Origin of the sequence: Novipirellula aureliae (assembly GCF_007860185.1) — a bacterium.
Taxonomy (GTDB): domain Bacteria; phylum Planctomycetota; class Planctomycetia; order Pirellulales; family Pirellulaceae; genus Novipirellula_A; species Novipirellula_A aureliae.
This window is the reverse complement of sequence record NZ_SJPY01000002.1, coordinates 114,318-134,348: the sequence shown is the minus strand read 5'-3', so window position 1 is coordinate 134,348 and position 20,031 is coordinate 114,318. Positions and strand designations below refer to the sequence as shown.

The 20,031-nt window shown below is 52.3% G+C and carries 21 protein-coding genes; 6 read left to right on the top strand and 15 right to left on the bottom strand.

Annotation, left to right across the window (positions count from 1 at the left end):
- The first annotated feature begins 42 nt into the window (after positions 1-42).
- Positions 43-924: a DUF1571 domain-containing protein gene (locus Q31b_RS06510; RefSeq protein ID WP_146598893.1), complete on the top strand. Its 882-nt coding sequence runs from the start codon at positions 43-45 to the stop codon at positions 922-924.
- Positions 925-1,024: 100 nt separating this feature from the next.
- Here the strand turns inward: Q31b_RS06510 and Q31b_RS06505 are convergent, their stop codons facing one another.
- Positions 1,025-1,546 carry a MaoC family dehydratase gene (locus Q31b_RS06505; protein WP_146598892.1) on the bottom strand — a complete coding sequence of 174 codons (522 nt, stop codon included), beginning with the start codon at positions 1,544-1,546 and terminating at the stop codon, positions 1,025-1,027.
- Between the two features lie 387 nt (positions 1,547-1,933).
- On the opposite strand from Q31b_RS06505, the gene Q31b_RS06500 reads away from it, so the two are divergent.
- The 4 genes from Q31b_RS06500 (at position 1,934) to Q31b_RS06485 (ending at position 6,016) form a co-directional block, all read left to right on the top strand.
- Positions 1,934-2,299, top strand: coding sequence for a nucleotide pyrophosphohydrolase (locus Q31b_RS06500; RefSeq protein ID WP_197171054.1), 366 nt, complete (start codon positions 1,934-1,936; stop codon positions 2,297-2,299).
- Positions 2,300-2,535: 236 nt separating this feature from the next.
- A complete protein-coding gene (locus Q31b_RS06495) occupies positions 2,536-5,100 on the top strand; it encodes a tetratricopeptide repeat protein (protein WP_197171052.1) in 2,565 nt (854 codons plus the stop codon).
- Positions 5,101-5,112: 12 nt separating this feature from the next.
- On the top strand, positions 5,113-5,562 hold the full coding sequence (gene flgN / locus Q31b_RS06490; RefSeq protein WP_146598890.1) for a flagellar export chaperone FlgN: 450 nt from the start codon (positions 5,113-5,115) through the stop codon (positions 5,560-5,562).
- Between the two features lie 208 nt (positions 5,563-5,770).
- Entirely contained in the window at positions 5,771-6,016 is a 246-nt protein-coding gene (locus Q31b_RS06485) for a hypothetical protein (RefSeq protein WP_146598889.1), read from the top strand.
- A 253-nt stretch (positions 6,017-6,269) separates the two neighbouring features.
- On the opposite strand, the gene Q31b_RS06480 is transcribed toward Q31b_RS06485, so the two are convergent.
- From Q31b_RS06480 to Q31b_RS06450, 7 genes are all read right to left on the bottom strand, one after another.
- Positions 6,270-6,956: a sensor histidine kinase gene (locus Q31b_RS06480; protein ID WP_146598888.1), complete on the bottom strand. Its 687-nt coding sequence runs from the start codon at positions 6,954-6,956 to the stop codon at positions 6,270-6,272.
- Positions 6,931-7,296 carry an STAS domain-containing protein gene (locus Q31b_RS06475; protein ID WP_146598887.1) on the bottom strand — a complete coding sequence of 122 codons (366 nt, stop codon included), beginning with the start codon at positions 7,294-7,296 and terminating at the stop codon, positions 6,931-6,933. Before Q31b_RS06475 ends, Q31b_RS06480 begins: the two co-directional genes overlap by 26 nt.
- Positions 7,297-7,363: 67 nt before the next feature.
- Entirely contained in the window at positions 7,364-8,020 is a 657-nt protein-coding gene (locus tag Q31b_RS06470) for a hypothetical protein (protein ID WP_146598886.1), read from the bottom strand.
- Entirely contained in the window at positions 8,021-8,416 is a 396-nt protein-coding gene (locus tag Q31b_RS06465) for a hypothetical protein (protein ID WP_146598885.1), read from the bottom strand.
- 8 nt (positions 8,417-8,424) lie between these two features.
- A complete protein-coding gene (locus Q31b_RS06460) occupies positions 8,425-9,468 on the bottom strand; it encodes a hypothetical protein (RefSeq protein ID WP_146598884.1) in 1,044 nt (347 codons plus the stop codon).
- A 7-nt stretch (positions 9,469-9,475) separates the two neighbouring features.
- Positions 9,476-9,745 carry a DNA-directed RNA polymerase subunit alpha C-terminal domain-containing protein gene (locus Q31b_RS06455; RefSeq protein WP_146598883.1) on the bottom strand — a complete coding sequence of 90 codons (270 nt, stop codon included), beginning with the start codon at positions 9,743-9,745 and terminating at the stop codon, positions 9,476-9,478.
- A 299-nt stretch (positions 9,746-10,044) separates the two neighbouring features.
- Positions 10,045-10,395: a hypothetical protein gene (locus Q31b_RS06450; protein WP_146598882.1), complete on the bottom strand. Its 351-nt coding sequence runs from the start codon at positions 10,393-10,395 to the stop codon at positions 10,045-10,047.
- Positions 10,396-10,662: 267 nt separating this feature from the next.
- Between Q31b_RS06450 and Q31b_RS06445 the strand changes: the two genes are divergently transcribed.
- Entirely contained in the window at positions 10,663-11,964 is a 1,302-nt protein-coding gene (locus tag Q31b_RS06445; RefSeq protein ID WP_146598881.1) for a BBP7 family outer membrane beta-barrel protein, read from the top strand.
- An 85-nt stretch (positions 11,965-12,049) separates the two neighbouring features.
- On the opposite strand, the gene Q31b_RS06440 is transcribed toward Q31b_RS06445, so the two are convergent.
- The 7 genes from Q31b_RS06440 to rpiB all read right to left on the bottom strand — a co-directional run bounded on the left by Q31b_RS06440 (position 12,050) and on the right by rpiB (position 20,018).
- The gene (locus tag Q31b_RS06440) at positions 12,050-13,912 is read right to left on the bottom strand and encodes a radical SAM protein (protein ID WP_146598880.1); all 1,863 of its coding nucleotides are present in this window, start codon (positions 13,910-13,912) and stop codon (positions 12,050-12,052) included.
- Positions 13,913-14,104: 192 nt separating this feature from the next.
- A complete protein-coding gene (locus Q31b_RS06435) occupies positions 14,105-16,150 on the bottom strand; it encodes a DUF4129 domain-containing transglutaminase family protein (protein WP_146598879.1) in 2,046 nt (681 codons plus the stop codon).
- Positions 16,147-16,797, bottom strand: coding sequence for a DUF58 domain-containing protein (locus Q31b_RS28895; RefSeq protein ID WP_231617356.1), 651 nt, complete (start codon positions 16,795-16,797; stop codon positions 16,147-16,149). The genes Q31b_RS06435 and Q31b_RS28895 overlap by 4 nt, the downstream gene beginning before the upstream one ends.
- Positions 16,794-17,369: a hypothetical protein gene (locus Q31b_RS28890; protein ID WP_231617355.1), complete on the bottom strand. Its 576-nt coding sequence runs from the start codon at positions 17,367-17,369 to the stop codon at positions 16,794-16,796. The genes Q31b_RS28895 and Q31b_RS28890 overlap by 4 nt, the downstream gene beginning before the upstream one ends.
- Entirely contained in the window at positions 17,366-18,316 is a 951-nt protein-coding gene (locus Q31b_RS06425; RefSeq protein ID WP_231617354.1) for an AAA family ATPase, read from the bottom strand. The genes Q31b_RS28890 and Q31b_RS06425 overlap by 4 nt, the downstream gene beginning before the upstream one ends.
- Positions 18,317-18,499: 183 nt before the next feature.
- Positions 18,500-19,516 (bottom strand): DNA polymerase III subunit, encoded by a 1,017-nt coding sequence (locus Q31b_RS06420; protein ID WP_146598878.1) that lies wholly within the window; start codon positions 19,514-19,516, stop codon positions 18,500-18,502.
- A 7-nt stretch (positions 19,517-19,523) separates the two neighbouring features.
- Positions 19,524-20,018 (bottom strand): ribose 5-phosphate isomerase B, encoded by a 495-nt coding sequence (rpiB, locus tag Q31b_RS06415; RefSeq protein ID WP_146598877.1) that lies wholly within the window; start codon positions 20,016-20,018, stop codon positions 19,524-19,526.
- Positions 20,019-20,031: the final 13 nt, after the last annotated feature.

The window sequence follows — 20,031 nt, the reverse complement described above, 5'->3', positions numbered from 1 at the left end:
AAACCGACCTTTCGCCTTCGCCCCGTACCGTTGGAGAACGCTATGACGATAAGATCTTCGTGCGATGTTTGCTTCGCTCATTCCAAATGGTGTGTAATCCTCTTGCTATCGCTCGTGCCATCGGTCTCTCAAGAGACCTCGGCTCAGCAAGCGATTGCGGTCTCTAGTAAAACCAATCGTACCGCGGTTGCCGATCTCAAGAGCGAGCATCCACTCGACCCTGCACTGCGGATGGCAAACGCCAGCCTGCAAAATCTGCGTGAGAACATTCACGATTACGAGGCCGTCTTCGTAAAGCGATGTCGCGTCGATGGCGCTTTGCCAAAGCTACAGTACGCAAACGTCAAAATTCGCAATCGCAAGGTTCAGGCCGGACAAACGACGGCACCCTTTTCGGTCTATTTGAATTTCCTCGCTCCCGCCTCGGTGAAAGGCCGTGAAGTGATCTGGGTCGAAGGCCGGAACAACGGAAACATGGTCGCTCATGAATCAGGACTGAAAGGGATGATCAATGTGAATTTGGATCCCAACGGCTATTTGGCGATGCGGGGCCAAAGGCATCCGATCACCGAAATCGGTATCGAGAATTTGTTGGTCAAGTTGATCGAAACGGGATCGCGAGATCGCCAGCAAGGAGAATGTGATGTGCAGTTTTTTTCGAATGCAAAAATTCGCGATACCGCTTGCACGATGCTACAAGTGGTTCATCATGAGAAAAAAGACTGCTTTGATTTCCATATCGCCCGGGTGTATTTTGACCAATCTCTCAATATTCCGATTCGCTACGAATCGTGGTCTTGGCCGACAACGGATGGTGGACAGCCCGTCTTAGAAGAAGAGTACACGTATCTCAACGTCAACCTGAACGTCGGGCTTCGTGATTCCGACTTCGATATCGCCAACCCAGCTTACCAGTTTCGGTAACGTGGACGCTCGAAAACCAACGTAACCGCGTCTCGCCGAGACACCGAATGTTACGGAGTCTCTCGGAGACCCAGCTACTCGAAAATGACAATGCAGACGACTACCGCGCGGGTAGCGATTTGGATCGATCGCGGCCCGATGGGTGCCGAGCCCGTAAACGCGTGGCGACCAAGGTGACGAAACGACCTCGCTGAACCACTTTGCCGTTTTGATTGATCAATTGGCGAATCCATGTCACTCGGCCGCTGCGACGCCCATGTTGTTGAATCTGTTCAACCTCGGTGCAGACTTGAACACGATCACCGAAGAAAATTGGCGATTCAAATTGCCAATCGGATATGCCAACAAGCGCTAGCGTGGCGGCATTGGGATGCTTGCTACTTAAACCCGCTAGCACACTCAGACCGAGCAAGCCGTGGGCAATCGGTTCACCAAACGGAGAACGCAACGCATCATCACTATGCAGCGGATCGTTGTCGCCGGTCAATACGGCAAACTCCGCTACATCGTCAGCGGAGATATCACGCCAGGGGCTGAACCAGCGGTCGCCGATGCCCATGTCCTCCAGGAACACGGTTTCGTGATCCAATTTGTCAGATTGTTGAGGCGGATTGCCAATCATTTTAACTGTCGGAATAGAATTCAAGGATCGCTCAACAATAAAAGTAAACGTGAAAGTGAAATGATTGTTGCCTATCTCGAAACAATAACCATGATTCGTCTGAGTACATCATGCACCATCGGACTCCACTTCAGAAGATATTTTTTGCAGTCAAGCTGCGCAAAATGTCAAAAAGGTCAGTAATTCGGCCGGATTGACGCAACCAGGCAAGCTTTGCTATGGGGCAACTCGCTAAATAGAAAAGTCATTCTGAACGCATCTGTCACCCGTTTAGTATACATCCGGTAGGGTATCAAGCCAGACGTAAAGTTGGCTGGCGCCCGCCAATCTAGTACTTTCTCGCTTGTTTTCTCGCTCGTTTTCTCGTTTGTTGGATCGATCACGATTATGTCGCTCAATGAAACAACCTCTGGAAATATCGCCAGATTGACGATACAGCAGGCCCAACAACAAGTGGATGATTGGATTAAAACCGTTGGCGTTCGATATTTTGACGAAATGACCAACTTGGCGCAGTTGATCGAGGAGGTAGGTGAAGTTGCCCGCATCTTGTCTAGAACGTGCGGCGAACAATCGAGTAAAGAAGGGGAACGGCTCGGTGATTTGGGCGATGAGTTGGCGGACGTTCTATTCGTTGTTATCTGTTTGGCAAATCAATCGAAGATCGATTTGAGCGAAGCCTTGATCCGAAATTTGGCCAAGAAAGACAACCGGGACGCCACCCGCCATCTCAATAATCCAAAATTGCAGTAGATGCGATATTGGGTCGGTGGCTTGTCGATCGACTTGCGTTGGCATCCGTGAGCAGGGATGACGTTGACGGAAATCCTTCGCTTGGGGAATCCTTGGAGAAACACTCTACGAATGAGCATGAATAATCCGGGCTAAGATCTTGCTTGACGTATCAGGTCTGTTTTCGGTAAGGCATGAGTTTCAATCGGTATTGGTCATTCAAACGATCCGTCCGTACCGCGTATCCCAAGCAACTCATGCCTAAAAATAAGAACCCGAAACGAGACGGCTCGGAAGGTGTAGCAGCAGCACCGCATCGTCCGTATGACCGGGTGACGATGGCGCTGATGTTGACGGCTGCCGCCGCCGCCGTCGTCGGACTTGGTGCAATCTTTTCAGCATGGTGGGGTGTTGCTCCACCCGATCCAAATGAAACCCTAGAAATTGCTTCTCGCCAATATGTCGAAGGCAACTTGGTGTTAGCAGGCGAATTGGCTCAAACCGTTCAGATTGCCGACGCGAAAGAGCTACAGGCTCAACGAGACTTTCTGATGGCCGTTGGATACGTTGCCAGAGCGAATGAAAGCGAGTTGCCGCGAGCGAAACGACAATGGCTCGCCAGGGCCTTGCCAATACTCGAACGGGTCGCCTCCAGCGGTTTTCCTTTAGGTCGAGAAGTCGAAGGCAATCGGTATTTGGGGGAAGCCTACTACCGACTCGGCGAATTTGACAAAGCGGTCGGTGTTCTCAAGCAGGCAATTGACCGCGACCCAACCCTACGAAGGTCATTGCTACCCATGCTAGCAATGTCCCAACTAAATTCAACGCAACCTTCGGCTGGCTTGGCGCTGTCAACGATCGATCTTTACTTAGCGGATCAAACACAGGGTGAAGCAGCTCGTCACGAGGGCGAATTGATCCGCCTGGATGCACTAGGCCAGCTGGGACGTTACGAAGACGCGGAAGAACTCGCTCACGCGATGCTGAAGAGACCTATCGTCATCCGCTCGCAATCCGTCGTCCATGCTCCAGACTATGCAGAACAAATTAAGTTAGCCCGTGGTGTCGCTCGCATTCGCCGGTCGATCCAACGCTATGGCCGAGAACCATCGGAAACGCGTGAAGATCGCAGTGCCGTCATTTCGGAACTAGCTGATACGATGGCGGACTTGGAAGATGTCTTTCGTGAAGGTTTGCCCGATACGGTTGCTCGCGCTCAGCTTTGGGCCGCTCGCGCCTTGATTTGCCAAGGATTGTTTGACCAAGCGCTCATTCAAATGACCGCTGTTCGGCAACAACGCCCGTTCGGTGCCGAAGCGATCATCGGTGGCTTGGAGGAGGTCGAGTTGCTGGCAAAGTTAAATCGCGGAGTGGAGATGCTTCAAACGCTTCGCTTCTTAATCCGCGAGATTGGTGATCCCAACGGATTCGATCCTGGCTTGGTTTCTCTTAAAGACTTTCGGCGGCGGATCATTGTTGCTCTTGAAACGGTTCGTCTGCATGGCGATTATGAAGCAGCTATCGACATGTCACGGACCCTGACGCCCGTCTTTATTCCGAGTGAAGCCTTGATGCAAGAGGGGATGGCTTATCAGGATTGGGCGCTGCGCACCCTTGAGGAAGGGACAACCAATGGTGGTGACGTGTCGCCCACCGCATCGAAGCTTGCACGCCAACGGTTTCGTGCGGCTGGGGACGCATTTGCCCGAGCCGCCGAACTCGATTTTGATACCGAACGGTACTTGCAAACGCAGTGGTCGGCAATCGATGCATACCAGCAAGGTCGCCATTTCGAAAGAAGCATTCGACTGCTACGTCCCTATCTACGTTACGAAGAACGTCGCCGACAACCCCGAGGACTCGTTGCTTTTGGCAGGGCGTTACTGGCCGACAATAAGGCAGCGGAAGCGATTGAGTCGCTTGAAACCTGTGTTGCCGAGTATGAAAGAGATCCGCTTCGTTACGATGCCCGCTTGTTGTTGGCGATGGCCTATGGTGAACAAGGGAATCTTCCTATGGCTCGCCAATACTTGATCGATAATTTGCAGGATGGTGAATTGACGCCGCAAAGTCCGGCGTGGCGAGATTCGCTGTTCACGCTTGCCGAGTTGCTCTATCAGAAGGCTTATGAAAATCATCTCAAAGCGGAACACGCCGACCCTGCGGAGCGAATGGAATTGTTGAAAAACAACCAAGCAATCCTGGTTGCTGCGATTCGTCGACTGGACGAAGCCGCCGAACGTTATTGGCCCCTTCGGCGAGCCGAGTCGGCCGCATACTTGGCTGCTCGAAGTCATGTGCTTGCCGCAGAGTGGCCCCGGCTCGAATCCAAGATGCCTGATATCCTTGATGCGGCTCGCCGCTCACTAAGAAATCGAGTGAACACGGAACTCGAGCTTGCCCTCGATGGTTTTCGAAATCTCAAAGACAAACTTCTTATTCGAGAAGATGAACGAACTCTTGCAGACGATTCTACCGCGATGCTGCGCAATTGCTTTTTGTCCGAAGCTGACACGCTAAAAGAACTCGAACAATATGAGGAGGCGGCGACGGCCTATCGGACCGTTGCGCTTCGTTATATGAACGAACCGCCAGCGCTCGAGGCAATTCTGGGACAAATCAGCTGTGCTCGAGCTCTCGGGCGATCTCACGAAGCGGATCTGATGATTCGGCAAGCTGAGGTTGTTTTGCAACGAATCCCGCGGTCGTTTAATGACCAATTTGCTAAAACAACTCGCTATGACCGCCAAGGATGGGAGCAGTTGATCGCTTGGATGAAGTCGGGGATTCAAACGACCGATGGAATAACAAACCAAACTTAGGGCACGAACAATATGAATGGAAGCGAAGTAGCTGATTTGGTGGCAAGGAGGTACGAAGCATTGACTGAGCTAATGCAAATGACGTATCAGCAAAAATCAGCGGTGGAAGCGGGACGCATGAACGAACTGATGCAATTGTTGGCGGAAAAACAACAACCGCTTGAACGGTTGAATCTCTATTCCAAGCAATTGCATCATGCCATTCAAGATGATCCCGAAGCCAGAGCTTGGGTGAGTCAATCGATACGGAGCGAGTGTCGGCATCAACACGAAAAATGCGAGAAAATGCTAGCCGAGTTGATGGAAATGGAGGTCGATTGCGAGCGGCAACTCGAGCAAAGCCGAACCCGCATCGAAGAGGAAATCCTACGTAGTGACGGGGCAATCCAGGCGAATCAAGTTTACAACCGATCGCACCATACCCCTTCAACAGGCGGTCAATTGGATCTTTCAAGCGGTTAATCCGCTCTGGACACCGGCGACGTCCGTTGCCTACAAGCAACTTGAAAGTTGGCTTGGCTTTGTCCGAAAAGGGGTCTGACCCTCTCCAGACAAGTCGAGAACGATTAAAAAGAATGTCTTCTAAAGGGGGCAGCCTCCTTTTCGGACAAAGCCTAGACTCGTTCGGTATGAGCCTAGCATGAACAAAATCAAAAAACGGAGAGAGACAATGAATGTCAATTTTTTCGAATGGCTTCGCGACGGAGTCCGCCAATCGGTGTTGCTAGGCGTTAGCGATGCCGTCGAACAGATAGGTACGCCAACCGATACCGATGAGCTACACCCCAATGTGGCAGCACTCTTGGTCGGTGATGGTGAACCAACCAAAACCACGACACGCTCGCGAACGACAAACAATAGCCGGAAACGGCTAGGGAAGTCGCTCAAGGACATGAACGCGACGACGAAGTCCTAATCCACGTGTTAGCCGTATCGGCTCTCGTGCTTTGTCACGGCTTGATTTTAGGCTTGGCAACCGTGTGGCTGGGGCATCTTGCCCCAGTAAGCTGCGGCTGGAAGCCACAGCCACGAAAGATGCTTGCCCTCATGCTTCGTTGTGACAAAGCACTTGGCAATTCGGTGCTTTCTCTATCCGCTGCTACGCCACCGGCACGGGACTTTGCTCCCTAACGGCAGTTACCTGCTCTCGGCCCGGATTTGCTGTTGCGTCATGAACCATTCACATGACAATCGAAATGGACGATCGTTGGACCCGAACAGCGTGATTCCACTCGTAGTGTTCCGCCAACCAATTTTGCTCGCCCTTTCATCGTTCGGATTCCATACCGATCGTCGGGAATGGCGTTAACGTCAAAACCGTTGCCGTTGTCGTGGACACTCAGGTGCAAAGTGCTGTTTTCAACAGACGCGGTGATTTGCACCTCGGTGGCTTTGCCGTGGCGGATGGCATTGCGAACCGCTTCGACGGAGATTCGATAGGCGGCGGTCGCTACCGGGGCGGAAACTATTTTTGCCTTTTCCGAGACATCCATTTTCAATGTCCACGGCAAATCTTCACCGACATCCAAGACTCCCTCGACGGTCGATTCGACTTCGGCATCCCAGGATGCTGTGTCTTGTGCGGAGTCGAATTTGGGTGCATGGGCCAAGCTGAGGATGTTGCGGCCAATCCGCATCGCTTCATCGACCCAAGCCGTCGCTTTTTCTAATCGTTCGATATCGGTTTGGTCGCTGTTGGCTCGCTCGATTTCTCGATGCAGTACCGCCGAGGCTCCGAACAGAAGCGGCAGCATGGAATCATGAATTTCATGGCCTATCGCTGAACGCTCGCTTTCAATCAGCTCCGTCAACCTGTCTTCGTCCATCGGCTTAACCGAACCAACCTTTTTTGTCAAAGCTTGCGACTGCCTTTTCTTCGCTTTCTTGTATGTCAAAAATTTTATTCAATTTGGTGATCTTGAAGACCTCCATGACATTGGGCGAAACTTCACAGAACTTCAATGTTACCCCTTGAGCTTTACAGCCTTTGTTGAGCATCACCAACTTGGTGATCATTGCCGAGGACATGAAGGAGACGCCACGAAAAACGAGTAGCATCTTTTTGTGGATTGCTTGAGGGACTGCGGCTTGCAATTCGCGTCCGACTTGTTCGATCCGTTGAGAATCGAGAATTTTACTATCCGTGAAGCCAACTAGCAAAATTTCGCCGTTGATTTGGGTCGTGATAGCCGACATGGGTTGCTTTCAATAAGGACAAGTGAAACGGATTGAATTTTTCCCACCGCGGGACAGACATAGATTATCACCCCCGGCGTTCTAAGGCAATCATTCGTTCGGCGATGTCGTAGAGGTCGAACCAGAGTTCACGCAAGTTGGTTTCGGGACCCAGTGGCCTGTTTGACAGTTCGTTTAGAATCATTTGTTGGGTATTCTCGGACATCGAAGCGATTCGCTGCTTGGTCAGCTCTCTAATTTTCTGCGCGGACAACGCCGTTGTTTGCAGGATTTCAAAACCACGCAACGGGCGGTGCGCGGTTGCCAAAATAGAATGATTGCGGCGTTTTGAACGCCACAGTAGGAATTTTCGCTGCCAAGTTGCTAATTGTTCCATCCCGTCGACGACCAACAATCCACCGCTAACGAGTCCGTTCGACGCTTCCATTATGGGTCGCTGACACGGCTGCGATGCAATCAGATGGACTTTGGCAAAATCGCAGAAAGCAGTTTGCAGATTGGGGAGTAAGGTTTGCAGCAGAGTGGATTTTCCGCTGCCATGTGGGCCAACGATGACGCTGAAACGTACTTGCACGACTCGCGTGGTCATTCGGTCGAGAGCCGAATCGGCGCCGTGTGTGCCCGGCAACTCCGCCTCGTCGAACCGATAAGGAATCGCTCCTGGACGAACGAAACGAGTGCAAAACGGGTTCGAGATTAAGTCGTGACCTTCCGAAATCTCCATCTACTCTGATTGAGACCGAAGCGTCATGACCGACGTTTTTTCTCCGCGGCAAGACACGAGGTAAAATGGTTGCTCGGCAACGATTTCCCGGCGTCCCTCAACGAATAATCGTAGGCGAATGCACCATCGCAAATGGATCAAATGGCCATGGTAACTAAGCGGAGTAAGTGGCAGTTTACAAGAAATCGCTTGCGCATCGTCGATTCCAAGCTCTTGAAGTTCCGCTTCGTCGAGTCGATAGAAGTGGTGAACGTGTAAATCCTCGTCACCCTTGCCCTCGGTGTGCCATAACACCGAAACCTCAAGCCCTTGTAGTTGTTCGAGCGAAATGCGGCTAATCCGCCACTGGGCCTTGAGTTGCTCCCCCGCTTCGTAGGTTCCGTCTTCACGGCACAACGAAACGTTTAACGCGGGCTGCGATTCGGTGGCAACCCGGGTGGATGAACGATAACGGGAAAACTTCGGCAAAACGATGGCCAAGGTCGTGACTCTCCTGAAACGATGATCTTCCAGCGAATCGCATTGTGAGAACCGACGAACGAATGCATGATGTTCTCAGGAAGATCAAAGCTCAATTGTTGTTCCCAAGGAGCCTGTGGGTCAAGGTCCACATCACGCTGATTTAAAATTACTTGTGTAAAAGCTTCGTGTTTTTCTACCCGAACGTCCGTTCCTTGGCGGTAAAATGTCTGTTCTTCGCAGCACAAAATTATTTTTATTCTTCTTAGCCGCAAACGTCCCATTTGGCAAACATACACTCGATAGGACTCGCCCGGCATGAGGGGATGGTCGCCGATTTCAACGATTGTAGCACCAATTCCGGCGATTCGGCGAAGTTGGATAATGAACGAACGGAACGCCCAATAGGCAATTCCACCGAGCGGAGCGAGTAGGAATGTTAAGATGTAACGGGGCCGATTGTAATAGAACCCTGACACGACCACGGATAACAAAACGAACCAGACGGTACTCCAAAGGAGAGCCAATAACGCCGCCCCGAAAATTCCTGAGTGCTCGGGCTTTTGCATCGCTAGTCGGTACGTCAGTCGCTCACCCGGACTGTCCGTCAACATCCGGCCTTGCGGGACACTGGGCAATTTCGATTCGGCGTCGGCACCGGGGCCTAGAATACTTTGTCCCGATAAGCGACGTTCATGACTGGTCGAAATCGCCGACAACCGATAGAGCAATCCGCCGACGCCGCTGAGGATCAACGCAATCGACAATATTCCGAAGACCCAGTAACTGAGTGAACTCGAAAGCGTTTGGGAAGAGACATTCAGCGCTCGCTCGGGGACAAACCAAGCGATCAGCACCGTCGACAATGCGAACACGCCAACGAAGAAAAGCGAAGCGTAAAATAACGCTTCGCCAACGATACCGCCAAGGGCGTAGCCGATTTGACGTTTGCCCCGTTTTTTGGTCCAAGGCTTTGGGAATCGGGGCATCGTAAAACTAGGCCGGAGTCGTTTTGCGACCTGGACGATAGAACCCTAGAGCCTCAAGGGCCTCGTAGACTTCCTCTAGCGTTTTCTCGCCAAAGTTGCTGATGTTCATCAATTTCTTTGGGGTCGCTTGAAGCAGGTCGCGGACGGTCAAAATTCCCGTCTCTTCCAGGCAATTCGTGGTTCGCACCGACAGTCCCATCTCGGCAATGCTCAAATCCAATCGCTCCGTTTTCAAACGAGCTTCCTCATCGGCCTGGCTTAAAGGGATACGTGTCATCTTTCCAACTCCTTCGGGTAACAGACAAAATGCGTAATCGACAGAATCCTCGGTCAATACTCTTCGATTCTCTCTTCGGTCTTCAAACACGATTTTGATACGAATCGACAAACGATATTACGCCATTTGGAAACGCTTGGCAAATGCCCAAGGAAAAAACGTTCGTTCATCCGTCGCTGTAGCACTTCGCTATTTTTTGCTAGCGGTTGAAAGCATACCAAGTGACGCCCGCTTTCCCAACACGTCCCTTTTCTGGTGAGACACAAACCTTTTCTGGTGAGACACAAGCGGCATGTGCATCACCGTGTCTGGTCATTCCCAACGGTGCAACTGTCCCAACCGTGCATCATTCGTTCAAGTCGGTCTAGAGTCGAGACCATCTGATTCCACTCGTTCATTACTTCCAACGTCGATAATTCGCCCGCGTCGCTGCGGTCAAATCCGCGTTCGCTGACCTTGAGTTTCTTCGTGAGCATGATCACGGTCAGGGGCGAATCGGCTTGATGATTGGTTGGGTTGGTCGCGGGTTGGTCATCAATCGGAAATACTTGCTGCATCGCTTGATGGACGGCCCAAATCGCCGCTTTGCGGCTCGATTCTGCTTGAACGATGGTGCGTAAGTTTCCTGATTGGACATAGAATTTTGCCATGATGAATTTTTCGCTGGTAAGGGTCTTTGGATTTTGATTTCGAAGCATGGCCGTTGGCCGGCTAATCCATTCATCGCCGATCGCATGACAAGTCTGGTCCCGAGCCAAGAAATTTTTTGGAGAGCGTGGATAAAGTTGAAAGGCTTTTAAGGCGAAGGGGCGAAAGGCTGCTATTTCAAATTCGCCTTGACATCCGCACCCGAAAATGTGGATGTGTCGGTAGTGAAGCCGTTTCTCTTGAGGAAATCTGGCGAATATTAAAAAAAAATGGAGTTTGCTTCTGTGATCCCATCGAGGTTTATCACGACGGTCGTACTAACGTTGCTCGTTTCCGCCCCTATTGCATTGCAGGACGTGCGAGCCCAAGATTATCCGCCTACCTACTCGGGTGGTGTCGGCGATCCCTATGCGATGAACCAATATGGTTCGTCCGCCGGTTGGATGCCAGCGTTCTCAAATTGGTCGCTTTCGTTGCCAACCGTTTCCGATCGATTGTGGGTACGTGGTGAGTACTTGGCTTGGTGGGCCGATGGGATGGAAACACCGCCGTTGATTACGACCAGCCCGGATGGAACCGCGCAGAACCAGGCAGGTATCTTAGGCATGCCAAACACGTCGGTCCTCTTCGGCGGTGGTGAGATAAATACCGATATCGCCAACGGATTTCGACTCAAATCGGGCCTTTGGTTAACTCAGCAAGGGAGCTGGGGAATCGAAGGCGAGTATTTCCAACTCTGGGGTGACGATGATAGTTACAACGCTTCGGGTAACGGATCGCCGATCATTGGTCGACCCTTTTTCGATCCGACGAACGATCGTGAAACGGCTCAATTGGTGTCCTTCCCCGGACGCGTCAACGGCAGTGTTGGCATCACATCGGATTCGGATTTGAAATCGGTCTTGATCAACGCCCGTGCCTCCATGCTTCCCATCTATCCAACGATTTGCCCCCCCGAAGGTCGTAGCCAAGACCGTGTCGATTGGATCGTCGGCTATCGCTATCTTGAACTCTCTGATCGATTGGCGTTTACTGAAAACTTAGAGTCTCAAGTCCCTAGCGCACCGGGAACGGTGTCGCTAAGTGAAGCGTTTGAAACAGAAAATCAGTTCAATGGTTTGCAGCTTGGTGTGACCTATCAAGCCGATTTCAATCGCGTCTGGCTCGAGTCGATGTTGCGAGTTGGAGTCGGCAACAATACCCAACAAGTTCGCATTAGCGGGTCGACGGCAATCACCGAGCTTGGTGTTACCGATCATTACGCTGGTGGTTTGCTGGCCCAAACGAGCAACATTGGTAGCTACGAGCGAAAAGATTTCACGATGATCCCTGAAATTGGATTGACACTGGGCATCCGCATTACCGATTGGTTTCATGCAACGGTGGGCTATTCGTTGATGTACTTCCCCAATGTGGTCCGCGCTGGCGACCAGATTGACCGCACGGTGAACCCGAACCTATTGCCTGAACAGATTTTACCAATTAGTGGTTCGATGCGTCCGCAATTTTCGTTTGTCGAAACCGACTATTGGGCACAAGGGTTGAGCATCGGCGGCGAATTAAGTTTTTAGTGTCGGCGTCGTTTGGGCTGGGCTAAGCTCCAATGCGATTGCCCTGCGCGTCCCCCAACGGGGCCGTCTTCTTTTGGGACAAGGCCTAGAACGACCAGCGAACTTCGAATCCGTCTTGCTCGAGCCAATCGGTGACTTCTTCGACACTCCGTTCGTCTGTCACCGGGAACTGTTCACCCATACAACGGGGCTGCGTCTCGTTTGTCTTGTCCCCTTTCGACTCCGTGTATCCACCGGGTGACGTCGAGCTTCCTGCGCTCATTTGGGTGATGCACAAATGTGCTAAACGTGCTCGTAGTTCGGCCGCTTCGCGTGTCGACAAAACCAGATGGGACTGCGGGAACAGCATGCGAGTGACGCAGTAAAAGCGGACCAGATCATCGTCCGAAATCTCGTGTGGGATTTCGAAATCATTCGGCGCTTCGTGGATACGTGGGAAACTAAACGCCAATTGCAGATTGGGAAAACGATGCTGCAAGTAAAACCCGTGCCGGACGAGCGATAGGAAATCTTTTGCCGGATCGGCAAGGCCAAGCAGGATCCCCAAACCGACGCGGCTAAAACCTGCTTCCGCCGCCCGCTCGGGTGCCTCAAGTCGCCATGCGAAGGACGACTTTGGCCCGCGGATATGCACCGATTCGTAGACGGATTCATCGTACGTTTCTTGATACAACGTCACGCCCGTTGCGCCGGCGGATACCATGGCGGCGTAGGACTCGGTCGACTGAGCCGCAATTTCAATTCCAATCTCTAAGCCCTGCCCTTCAAGGGCTTCGATCAACTCACAAAAGTATGCCGTCGATGTCCGGCTGGGGTAATCGCCGGCCACGATCAATTGATGTTGAAACCCGCGTTTCCGCAAAATTTGCGACTGGTCGAGAACTTGATCAAGATGTAAATGGGTACGATTTATCTGCATCGGATATCGGAAGCCACAATACGTACAGTGGTTAACGCACTCACTCGACACGTAGATTGGAGCATACAAGACCATTCGCCGCTTGGCTCGATTGTCCGCGGCTTCGCAAGTCATGAATCGTTGATCCGTTAACCGTTTTGCCGAGGCTTCGAGTTCCGCAAGGGGAAAGGAACGGTCGATCCAAGTACGAGCTCTCTCGACTGCCTGACGCTCCACATCGTCGTCGCGAATGACCGTAGGCCCGTCTCTCCGAGACGGACATTGCAAGCTCTCGACTGCCTGACTATTCACATCGTCGTCGCGAATGACCGTAGGTCCGTCTCTCCGAGACGGACATTGCAAGCTCTCGACTGCCTGACTATTCACATCGTCGTTGCGAATGGCCGTAGGTCCGTCTCTCCGAGACGGACATTGCAAGCTCTCGACTGCCTGACGCTCCACATCGTCGTTGCGAATGGCCGTAGGTCCGTCTCTCCGAGACGGACATTGCAAGCTCTCGACTGCCTGACTATTCACATCGTCGTCGCGAATGACCGTAGGTCCGTCTCTCCGAGACGGACATTGCAAGCTCTCGACTGCCTGACGCTCCACATCGTCGTTGCGAATGGCCGTAGGTCCGTCTCTCCGAGACGGACATTGCAAGCTCTCGACTGCCTGACGCTCCACATCGTCGTCGCGAATGGCGAGATGCGGACTGCGTGGTGAACGTAGCGCAACGTTTGTTGGATCCGAACTACGAAGTCGCTGGAAGCAGTAATCCATCTCTGCTAACAACTTAGCGCCCTGACTTTCATTCGTGTCGCTATTATCTCGATTCACTCGAGTTTCGTTGAGCAATTGATACCGCCACCGTTCCAGTTGGCTGGCGATGGAAATCCGTTCTTCAGGGGTTGCGAGCGAGTCTTCGGACAAGGCCGCATTGACTCGATCAATCAAGTTCAAACGGTGTGTGGCATGGTGATCGGTTTGTTCAATCCAGTGGGTGAATTGACTCAGTGAAGTAAGTCCCGATTGATTGGTGGTTGTCATTTCAAGTTAGAATTTGGATGTTCGGATTCTTGTGTGTCCGCCTTTGTAGGCTAACACAAAAAGACGGATTCGCGAATGGAGTGATTACCGTAGTGGATCTTGTTAAAGATCCTGGCACATGAGGATCATTTACAAGATCCTGGCACACGAGGATCATTTACAAGATCCCCTACCGCCAACCCTCTGCGTCGATTAAACGCACCCATCCTGCAGCGATTCGATCGAGCTGACGGTTACTTTGCCGCCGTAACGAACGACGGCAAAACGGCGATACCAATTGGCCGCGTCTCGGTAGGGCTCTGATTTCTCCGCCAGTTCGAGTCGCCGTGCGAATTGATGCAGCGTCTCACTCGGTCGACGCTCTAGTCCTTTTTGTTTCCACGATTGATCCATGCGATCAAGCAGGACGTGCAGTTGTCGCGTCAACGGATCAACGTGTTTCGTCGTTTTACGCGTGAGATATTGCAAGTATCGACGAACCGTAAAGCCGATTGCAACAACTAAAAGCAATATCCAGGTCAACGGATGAACGATCAAGTTGCCGATCGTTTGGATCAGAAAACCCAAGCCGTCGCGTCGGAGTTGACGAACCAACTTTTGCCATTTTGCTTTAGCGGCGTCCCAGATTTGGTTACTCGTTTGAGCCGAGGTTTCTTGTGGCACACCTTCCGCCGGGGTCGCTTCTACCAACACCCAGCCGAGTTGTTCATCATACGCTTCTGCCCAGGCGTGTGCGTCACGGTTTCGGGCGATCCAGTAATCTCCATAGTCGTTCTTTTCCGCTGCGACAAAACCGGTCACGTAGCGGCAGGGGATGCCTGCAGCCCGCAGCAGAACGACCGCACCGCTGGCAAAATATTCACAGTGTCCCGCTGGACGTTCGAGTAAGAAATAGTTGATCGGGTCGACTTGATGAGGGATCTCGATACCAATTTGATATTCATAGTTATCGAGAAAGTAATTCTCCACAACCGCAATTTTCTCAGTCGTTGTGTTTGCTTCACTGAACATCTTTTCCGCCAACATCGAAATGCGTGGATCCAGATCGCTCGGCAGCATGGTTAGGCATTGCTGTTCTTCTTTGCTCAGTCCACCACTTGCGTTGACAGTTATCGGCTCGACGGGCGATGTCCAAACCTTGTAGCTCGACATGATTGGCATCTCGTCAGCCGAAACAACATGGTGAAGGTTCAGTGACATGTGGTCGACGTGTGCTTGCACGACCGATGTATCGAGAGGAGTGAAAAGTACGCTTTGGAAATTTTGGTTAGGCCAAATCTCGAGCGCGTCGCCGAGCTTGGTGAGGTTTTTCGTGATGGCAAAGCGTTGTCCATCACGACGGTCAGCGGCAGTGTCCGCTGGTAATTCATCTTGCTCGGCCGGTTTCAGTGGTTTGGAAGTGGCCACGCATTGCCATTGCCCAGGAAGGTAGGTGTCAAACACTTTGCCGCGCAGGTACCCGGGTATTTTCTCGGCATCGACTCGCAGGGCGACGTTTTTTCCCGATTCACCTTTTTGACTCGCGACGCTCCCCAGTCTGCCCTGGCCCGAAAAGCCAACGGATTCTGGTTTGAGTGATGGGTGGATGAACCGATTCATCGTGTCTTCGATTTCGCGAGCGTAGCGGTACAGATTACTGGCCGAGGCCCACGCTATCGCCGAGCAAGCGATTGCCACACCTGCCAATAACCACCATCGCTGTTTCGTGAACGTTGACCCGCCAATGGGATTCCCCGTCGTTGGACTGGAGTTGCGGCAGGCCAAAAAATATCCGATCGAAAGCACTACTAGCAAAATAGAGAGCAGCTGAAAGAACAAACGCTCACTCGTCTGGACTTGGATATCGCCTGTAAATATCATCGCCGTTATCGCAAGGATGGGCAAGTGATTTGGTGGTCGATCACGTTTGGAGCGAACGAAGAATAGAGCCGTCTGATAAACGACAAAGTGCATCGCGATCAGGCAGGCATCGGGAACCAGAAAGCTTTGCCGACCCGCGTACAGCGATGTCGGCAATAACGTACGCGATACAACAAAGAGTACAACGAAAATGATGGGCCAGCGTTTAGCGGATTGCGGCGATGCAAATCGCTTTTTTGAGAATGCGGCAAAACCGATGGCGGCCAACATGCCACCACAAAACAGCGGTGTCTTAAAAAAAAAACCGAGTGCCACTACTTGAAGTGCGATGAGTACCAAACCGATGATACGGGCATGATTGAGATGGAGAGGATTCATAGCGATTCAATGCCTCCGCTGCGAATCGCATCGGTTTGGATTTGAATCACCCTGCCTTCGTCAAACTCGATCGGTTCACTCGTCTCGCCATCTCGAACGACGTAGATGACAACGCGACATCCCCGCTCGGCGGCCGTGCGAGCGAGTTGAGCACGCGAGGCATCCCAGTCGAGAAAAACGCCTATGACCGTTGAAATGTTGTTGAGCTCCTCCGAGATCGCTGGCGATACCTTTTCGAAAGGGTTTTTCGGGCAAGCATCGACACAAGCCAAAATCTCCAAAACGTTTTCGAGGTGAGCTGTATGTCGCCCAGCACGAAAGACGTACAGTTCAGGGCCAGCCGCGAAAAGGTCAAGCAAGTACTCGCCTCGCGACAGCGCATCGGCGATCGAAGCCGATAGACTGACCGCAGCTTCAAACTCGCAGTCAACGTCCCGACTAGCGTTGGCAAACCTTCTCTTGGAGCGTGCGTCTACGAAGGTGTCGAGCACCAATGCGACACGGCAATAGTACTCTTCTTGATATTCGCGAACGATTGGACGCCCTAACCGAGCCCATGAACGATAGTCGATCCGACGAGCCGAATCGCCCGCAACGTATTCGCGGTTTCCAATGTACTCGGGCGATTCACCAATGTCCGACGTCAATGCGATTCCGCCCGGTTGACCAGCGGATGAAAGTGCGGTAGGACCAATAACGTTAGAGCTTCCGACTTCGAACGACCGTCTCGAAACAGATGAAATGGAAAGGTCGAGTAGGCACGAGGCCGTGGAAGAGTGTAGAGCCCTCGGCGGTTAGGCTTCAAACGCAGCGTGGTTCTCAATGAACCACCGGATGCTATCTGTCCGAACGTCGTTTCGACATCGGGCTGCTCGATGTTTTTTGGCAATCGGAAAAATCGAACGCCTACGTCATAAGCGGTCCAGCGTCCTTGGTTGTCAAGTTTGAACGTTCCCTGGACAGACTCTTTTGCAGTCGTTCGATCGGGGAATTGATAGGCAACATCGATTTTGGGCCGCATCGTATAGCCGACGATCCGGTCGATAAAAAAGAAGGCAAACAGTGCACAGAAGATCTGATAGATCGGCGTTTCGACCGACGCACTGCCCAGCATTGCCGATAACATTAAACCGGCGACCATCCACTTTCCCGACGTCGTGAATCGAAAATGCCATAGGAAACGCAGATAGCGATAAGCACTCGATCGCTCCCAGTTCATGATGGAACCGTCGTGGCCTGGAGGATTTCAGTCACGATATCCTTCGCTAACACACCCCCGTACTTTGCCTTGGGGTTCATGATCAAGCGGTGTGGTAAAACGTAAGGAGCCAACCGCTGAACATCGTCCGGCAGAACAAAGTCGCGTCCGTTGGCCAACGCCGATGCTTGGCTTGCACGAAACAGCATCAGAGATCCTCGAGGGCTAACGCCCAGTTTCAACCGCGGGTCGTGTCGAGTTTGTCGGACAAGATCGACGATATAGTGCGAGACAATTCTATCGACACGGATATTTCGGACCAAGTCTTGAAAACGGACCACGTCATCCTTGGTCAAGACTGGCTGCATGCGGTCGAGAGGGTGTGAAATCGCTTGAGCGTGAAGAATCTCAACTTCGGTTTCTGCGTCGGGATAGCCCAATTCAAGTTGCACTAAAAAACGATCGAGTTGTGCTTCGGGCAGCGGGTACGTCCCATGGAATTCGACTGGATTCTGGGTCGCCAAAACAAGAAAGGGTGATGGCAGGTCGTGCTGCGTTCCCTCGATCGTCGCCTGCATTTCACTCATTGCCTCCAGCAATGCCGATTGCGTTCGTGGTGACGCGCGATTGATTTCGTCAGCCAACAAGACATGGCAGAACACGGGACCAGGTCGGAAGTCGAACGAGCCTTCCTTTGGATTGTAGATCGACGAGCCGAGGATATCGGCTGGTAATAAATCGGGCGTGAATTGGACACGATGAAAGTCGACGTCAATGGCTCGAGCGACCGCTTTTGCCAGCGTCGTTTTGCCCACACCGGGTACGTCTTGCATGAGCACCGATCCGTTCGACAAGAGCGATAGAACCAGTACCTCGATGCACTCGCGATTGCCACGGATGACCTCCGCTAAAGCGTCGGTAAGGGCGCCGGTTTTCTGCTGTGCGAGTTGGATTTCTTCGAGGCTCATGTTTCTTCTTCGTTGTGGAGGCGAGTGATGGTTCGAGTCCAGGTATTAGCCGATTCGAGGAGGCGCGGAGCGGCTAAAGCTTGGATTCCAACGCCTTCGTGCTGAACAACTCATTGAAGAAGACCTGCATCGCTTTCCAAGAACGCTCATCGGCTTTTTGATTGTGAGCATGACAAAACCATCTTAGCCGATTTCGCCGCGGTCGCCTGTGATCGCGGCGGCGATGTCGGCGCTGTAACACTCCACCAAACTAGCTTGGTTTGCGCTGCGATCGGTTTCGCGAAGCGCGCGTATCGATCGATCGAGTCGGTTGAGTGATCGGTTGGCTGAAAGCCGTTCGCTTGCATCTCGCCGCAATTGTTGACGATAGTACTGGACCGCAAACGAAAAAACGTCTCGCATCGCAGCGCGACGTTTCGAAGGTTCTTTCCCCGCTTGATCGATATGGGAATTGATCACTCGGACGATGCGGACAGGGTCGGGCTGTGGTGCCGCAAACAACGCCGACAATGCCTCGCGAAATTGATCCGCTTGTCCACCCAAGAGGTGTAATGCGACGTGCATATCACCGCCAGCGATTTCGGTGGCTTCGATGATCTTTTCCTCGGCAGCCTCAACATGGTGGACGTCGCGCATTAGTTTGACGGCATGCTCGCCGGATAGGGATTGAAACCGGATCACTTGGCACCGTGAACGAATCGTCGGCAATTGTCGCTGCTCGCTCGTTCCAATCAAGATAATGACCGCACCGAGAGGCGGTTCTTCGAGCGTTTTTAGTAGGCAATTCGCCCCTTCTTCGTTGAGATAGTCGGCGTCTTCAATGATTCCAATGCGTCTTCGACCGCTCATCGGCCGCATCCGAACGTCGCGGCAAAAACCTTCCTGCATCCGTGCTTCAGGGGGGCCGATGAGAAGTTCGAGTGGAATCATCGTCTTGTCACTCGGTTTGCCAACGCGGGTAACGTCGAGATGCGTCCCAGCCGCAACTTGGACGCACGATTCACAAACCCCACAAGGCGACATCTCGGCTGGCTCGCTACGTTGGCACAACAGTGTTTGGGCGAGCAGGTTGGCGGCTGTTCGTTTGCCGATACCGTTTTGACCGACAAATAGAAAACTGCCGCCGATACGTCCTTTACCGATGGAAACCGAGAACCATTTTTCAATTCCAGAGTGACCGATGAGAGTGGACCAAGCCATGGGTATCCTAGGTTCCCGATGGGTTCGTTGATTCGTTTTTCAGCGAGTCACCGCGTAGATTCGCCTTTTCGATTTCACTGATTTTGCTGACCCGTTTCGCGTGCCTGCCACCTTCAAATTCCGTTCGCAACCAAAGCAAAACCAAATCATCGATCGGTCGGTCGCCAATCATATCACCTGGTAGGCAGAGGACGTTGACGTCGTTATGCCGACGGCTCATTTCGACCATCACTTCGCCAGAACAGGATGCTGCGCGCACGCCTGAGTACTTGTTCGCCGTGATCGACATACCGATTCCCGTTCCACAAATCAGGATCCCGCGATCGACCTCCCCTAAACTGACTTTGCTCGCTACTTTTTTGGCGAAGTCAGGATAGTCGACGGTCGAATCACTCTCGGTTCCTTCGTCATGAACGGTATAGCCAGCCGCTTGGAGCGATTGAATGAGCCGAGCCTTGATGTGAACACCACGGTGATCGCTTGCAATGGACACTTTTAACATTCCGTCACCTTTT

Bases quoted from the DNA above. Each gene is read 5' to 3' on its own strand.
- Q31b_RS06510 (WP_146598893.1), top strand. From the start codon at position 43: ATGACGATAAGATCTTCGTGCGATGTTTGCTTCGCTCATTCCAAATGG.
- Q31b_RS06505 (WP_146598892.1), bottom strand. From the start codon at position 1,546: ATGATTGGCAATCCGCCTCAACAATCTGACAAATTGGATCACGAAACC.
- Q31b_RS06500 (WP_197171054.1), top strand. From the start codon at position 1,934: ATGTCGCTCAATGAAACAACCTCTGGAAATATCGCCAGATTGACGATA.
- Q31b_RS06495 (WP_197171052.1), top strand. From the start codon at position 2,536: ATGCCTAAAAATAAGAACCCGAAACGAGACGGCTCGGAAGGTGTAGCA.
- flgN (WP_146598890.1), top strand. From the start codon at position 5,113: ATGAATGGAAGCGAAGTAGCTGATTTGGTGGCAAGGAGGTACGAAGCA.
- Q31b_RS06485 (WP_146598889.1), top strand. From the start codon at position 5,771: ATGAATGTCAATTTTTTCGAATGGCTTCGCGACGGAGTCCGCCAATCG.
- Q31b_RS06475 (WP_146598887.1), bottom strand. From the start codon at position 7,296: ATGTCGGCTATCACGACCCAAATCAACGGCGAAATTTTGCTAGTTGGC.
- Q31b_RS06470 (WP_146598886.1), bottom strand. From the start codon at position 8,020: ATGGAGATTTCGGAAGGTCACGACTTAATCTCGAACCCGTTTTGCACT.
- Q31b_RS06460 (WP_146598884.1), bottom strand. From the start codon at position 9,468: ATGCCCCGATTCCCAAAGCCTTGGACCAAAAAACGGGGCAAACGTCAA.
- Q31b_RS06455 (WP_146598883.1), bottom strand. From the start codon at position 9,745: ATGACACGTATCCCTTTAAGCCAGGCCGATGAGGAAGCTCGTTTGAAA.
- Q31b_RS06450 (WP_146598882.1), bottom strand. From the start codon at position 10,395: ATGGCAAAATTCTATGTCCAATCAGGAAACTTACGCACCATCGTTCAA.
- Q31b_RS06445 (WP_146598881.1), top strand. From the start codon at position 10,663: ATGGAGTTTGCTTCTGTGATCCCATCGAGGTTTATCACGACGGTCGTA.
- Q31b_RS06440 (WP_146598880.1), bottom strand. From the start codon at position 13,912: ATGACAACCACCAATCAATCGGGACTTACTTCACTGAGTCAATTCACC.
- Q31b_RS06435 (WP_146598879.1), bottom strand. From the start codon at position 16,150: ATGAATCCTCTCCATCTCAATCATGCCCGTATCATCGGTTTGGTACTC.
- Q31b_RS28890 (WP_231617355.1), bottom strand. From the start codon at position 17,369: ATGAACTGGGAGCGATCGAGTGCTTATCGCTATCTGCGTTTCCTATGG.
- Q31b_RS06425 (WP_231617354.1), bottom strand. From the start codon at position 18,316: ATGAGCCTCGAAGAAATCCAACTCGCACAGCAGAAAACCGGCGCCCTT.
- Q31b_RS06420 (WP_146598878.1), bottom strand. From the start codon at position 19,516: ATGGCTTGGTCCACTCTCATCGGTCACTCTGGAATTGAAAAATGGTTC.
- rpiB (WP_146598877.1), bottom strand. From the start codon at position 20,018: ATGTTAAAAGTGTCCATTGCAAGCGATCACCGTGGTGTTCACATCAAG.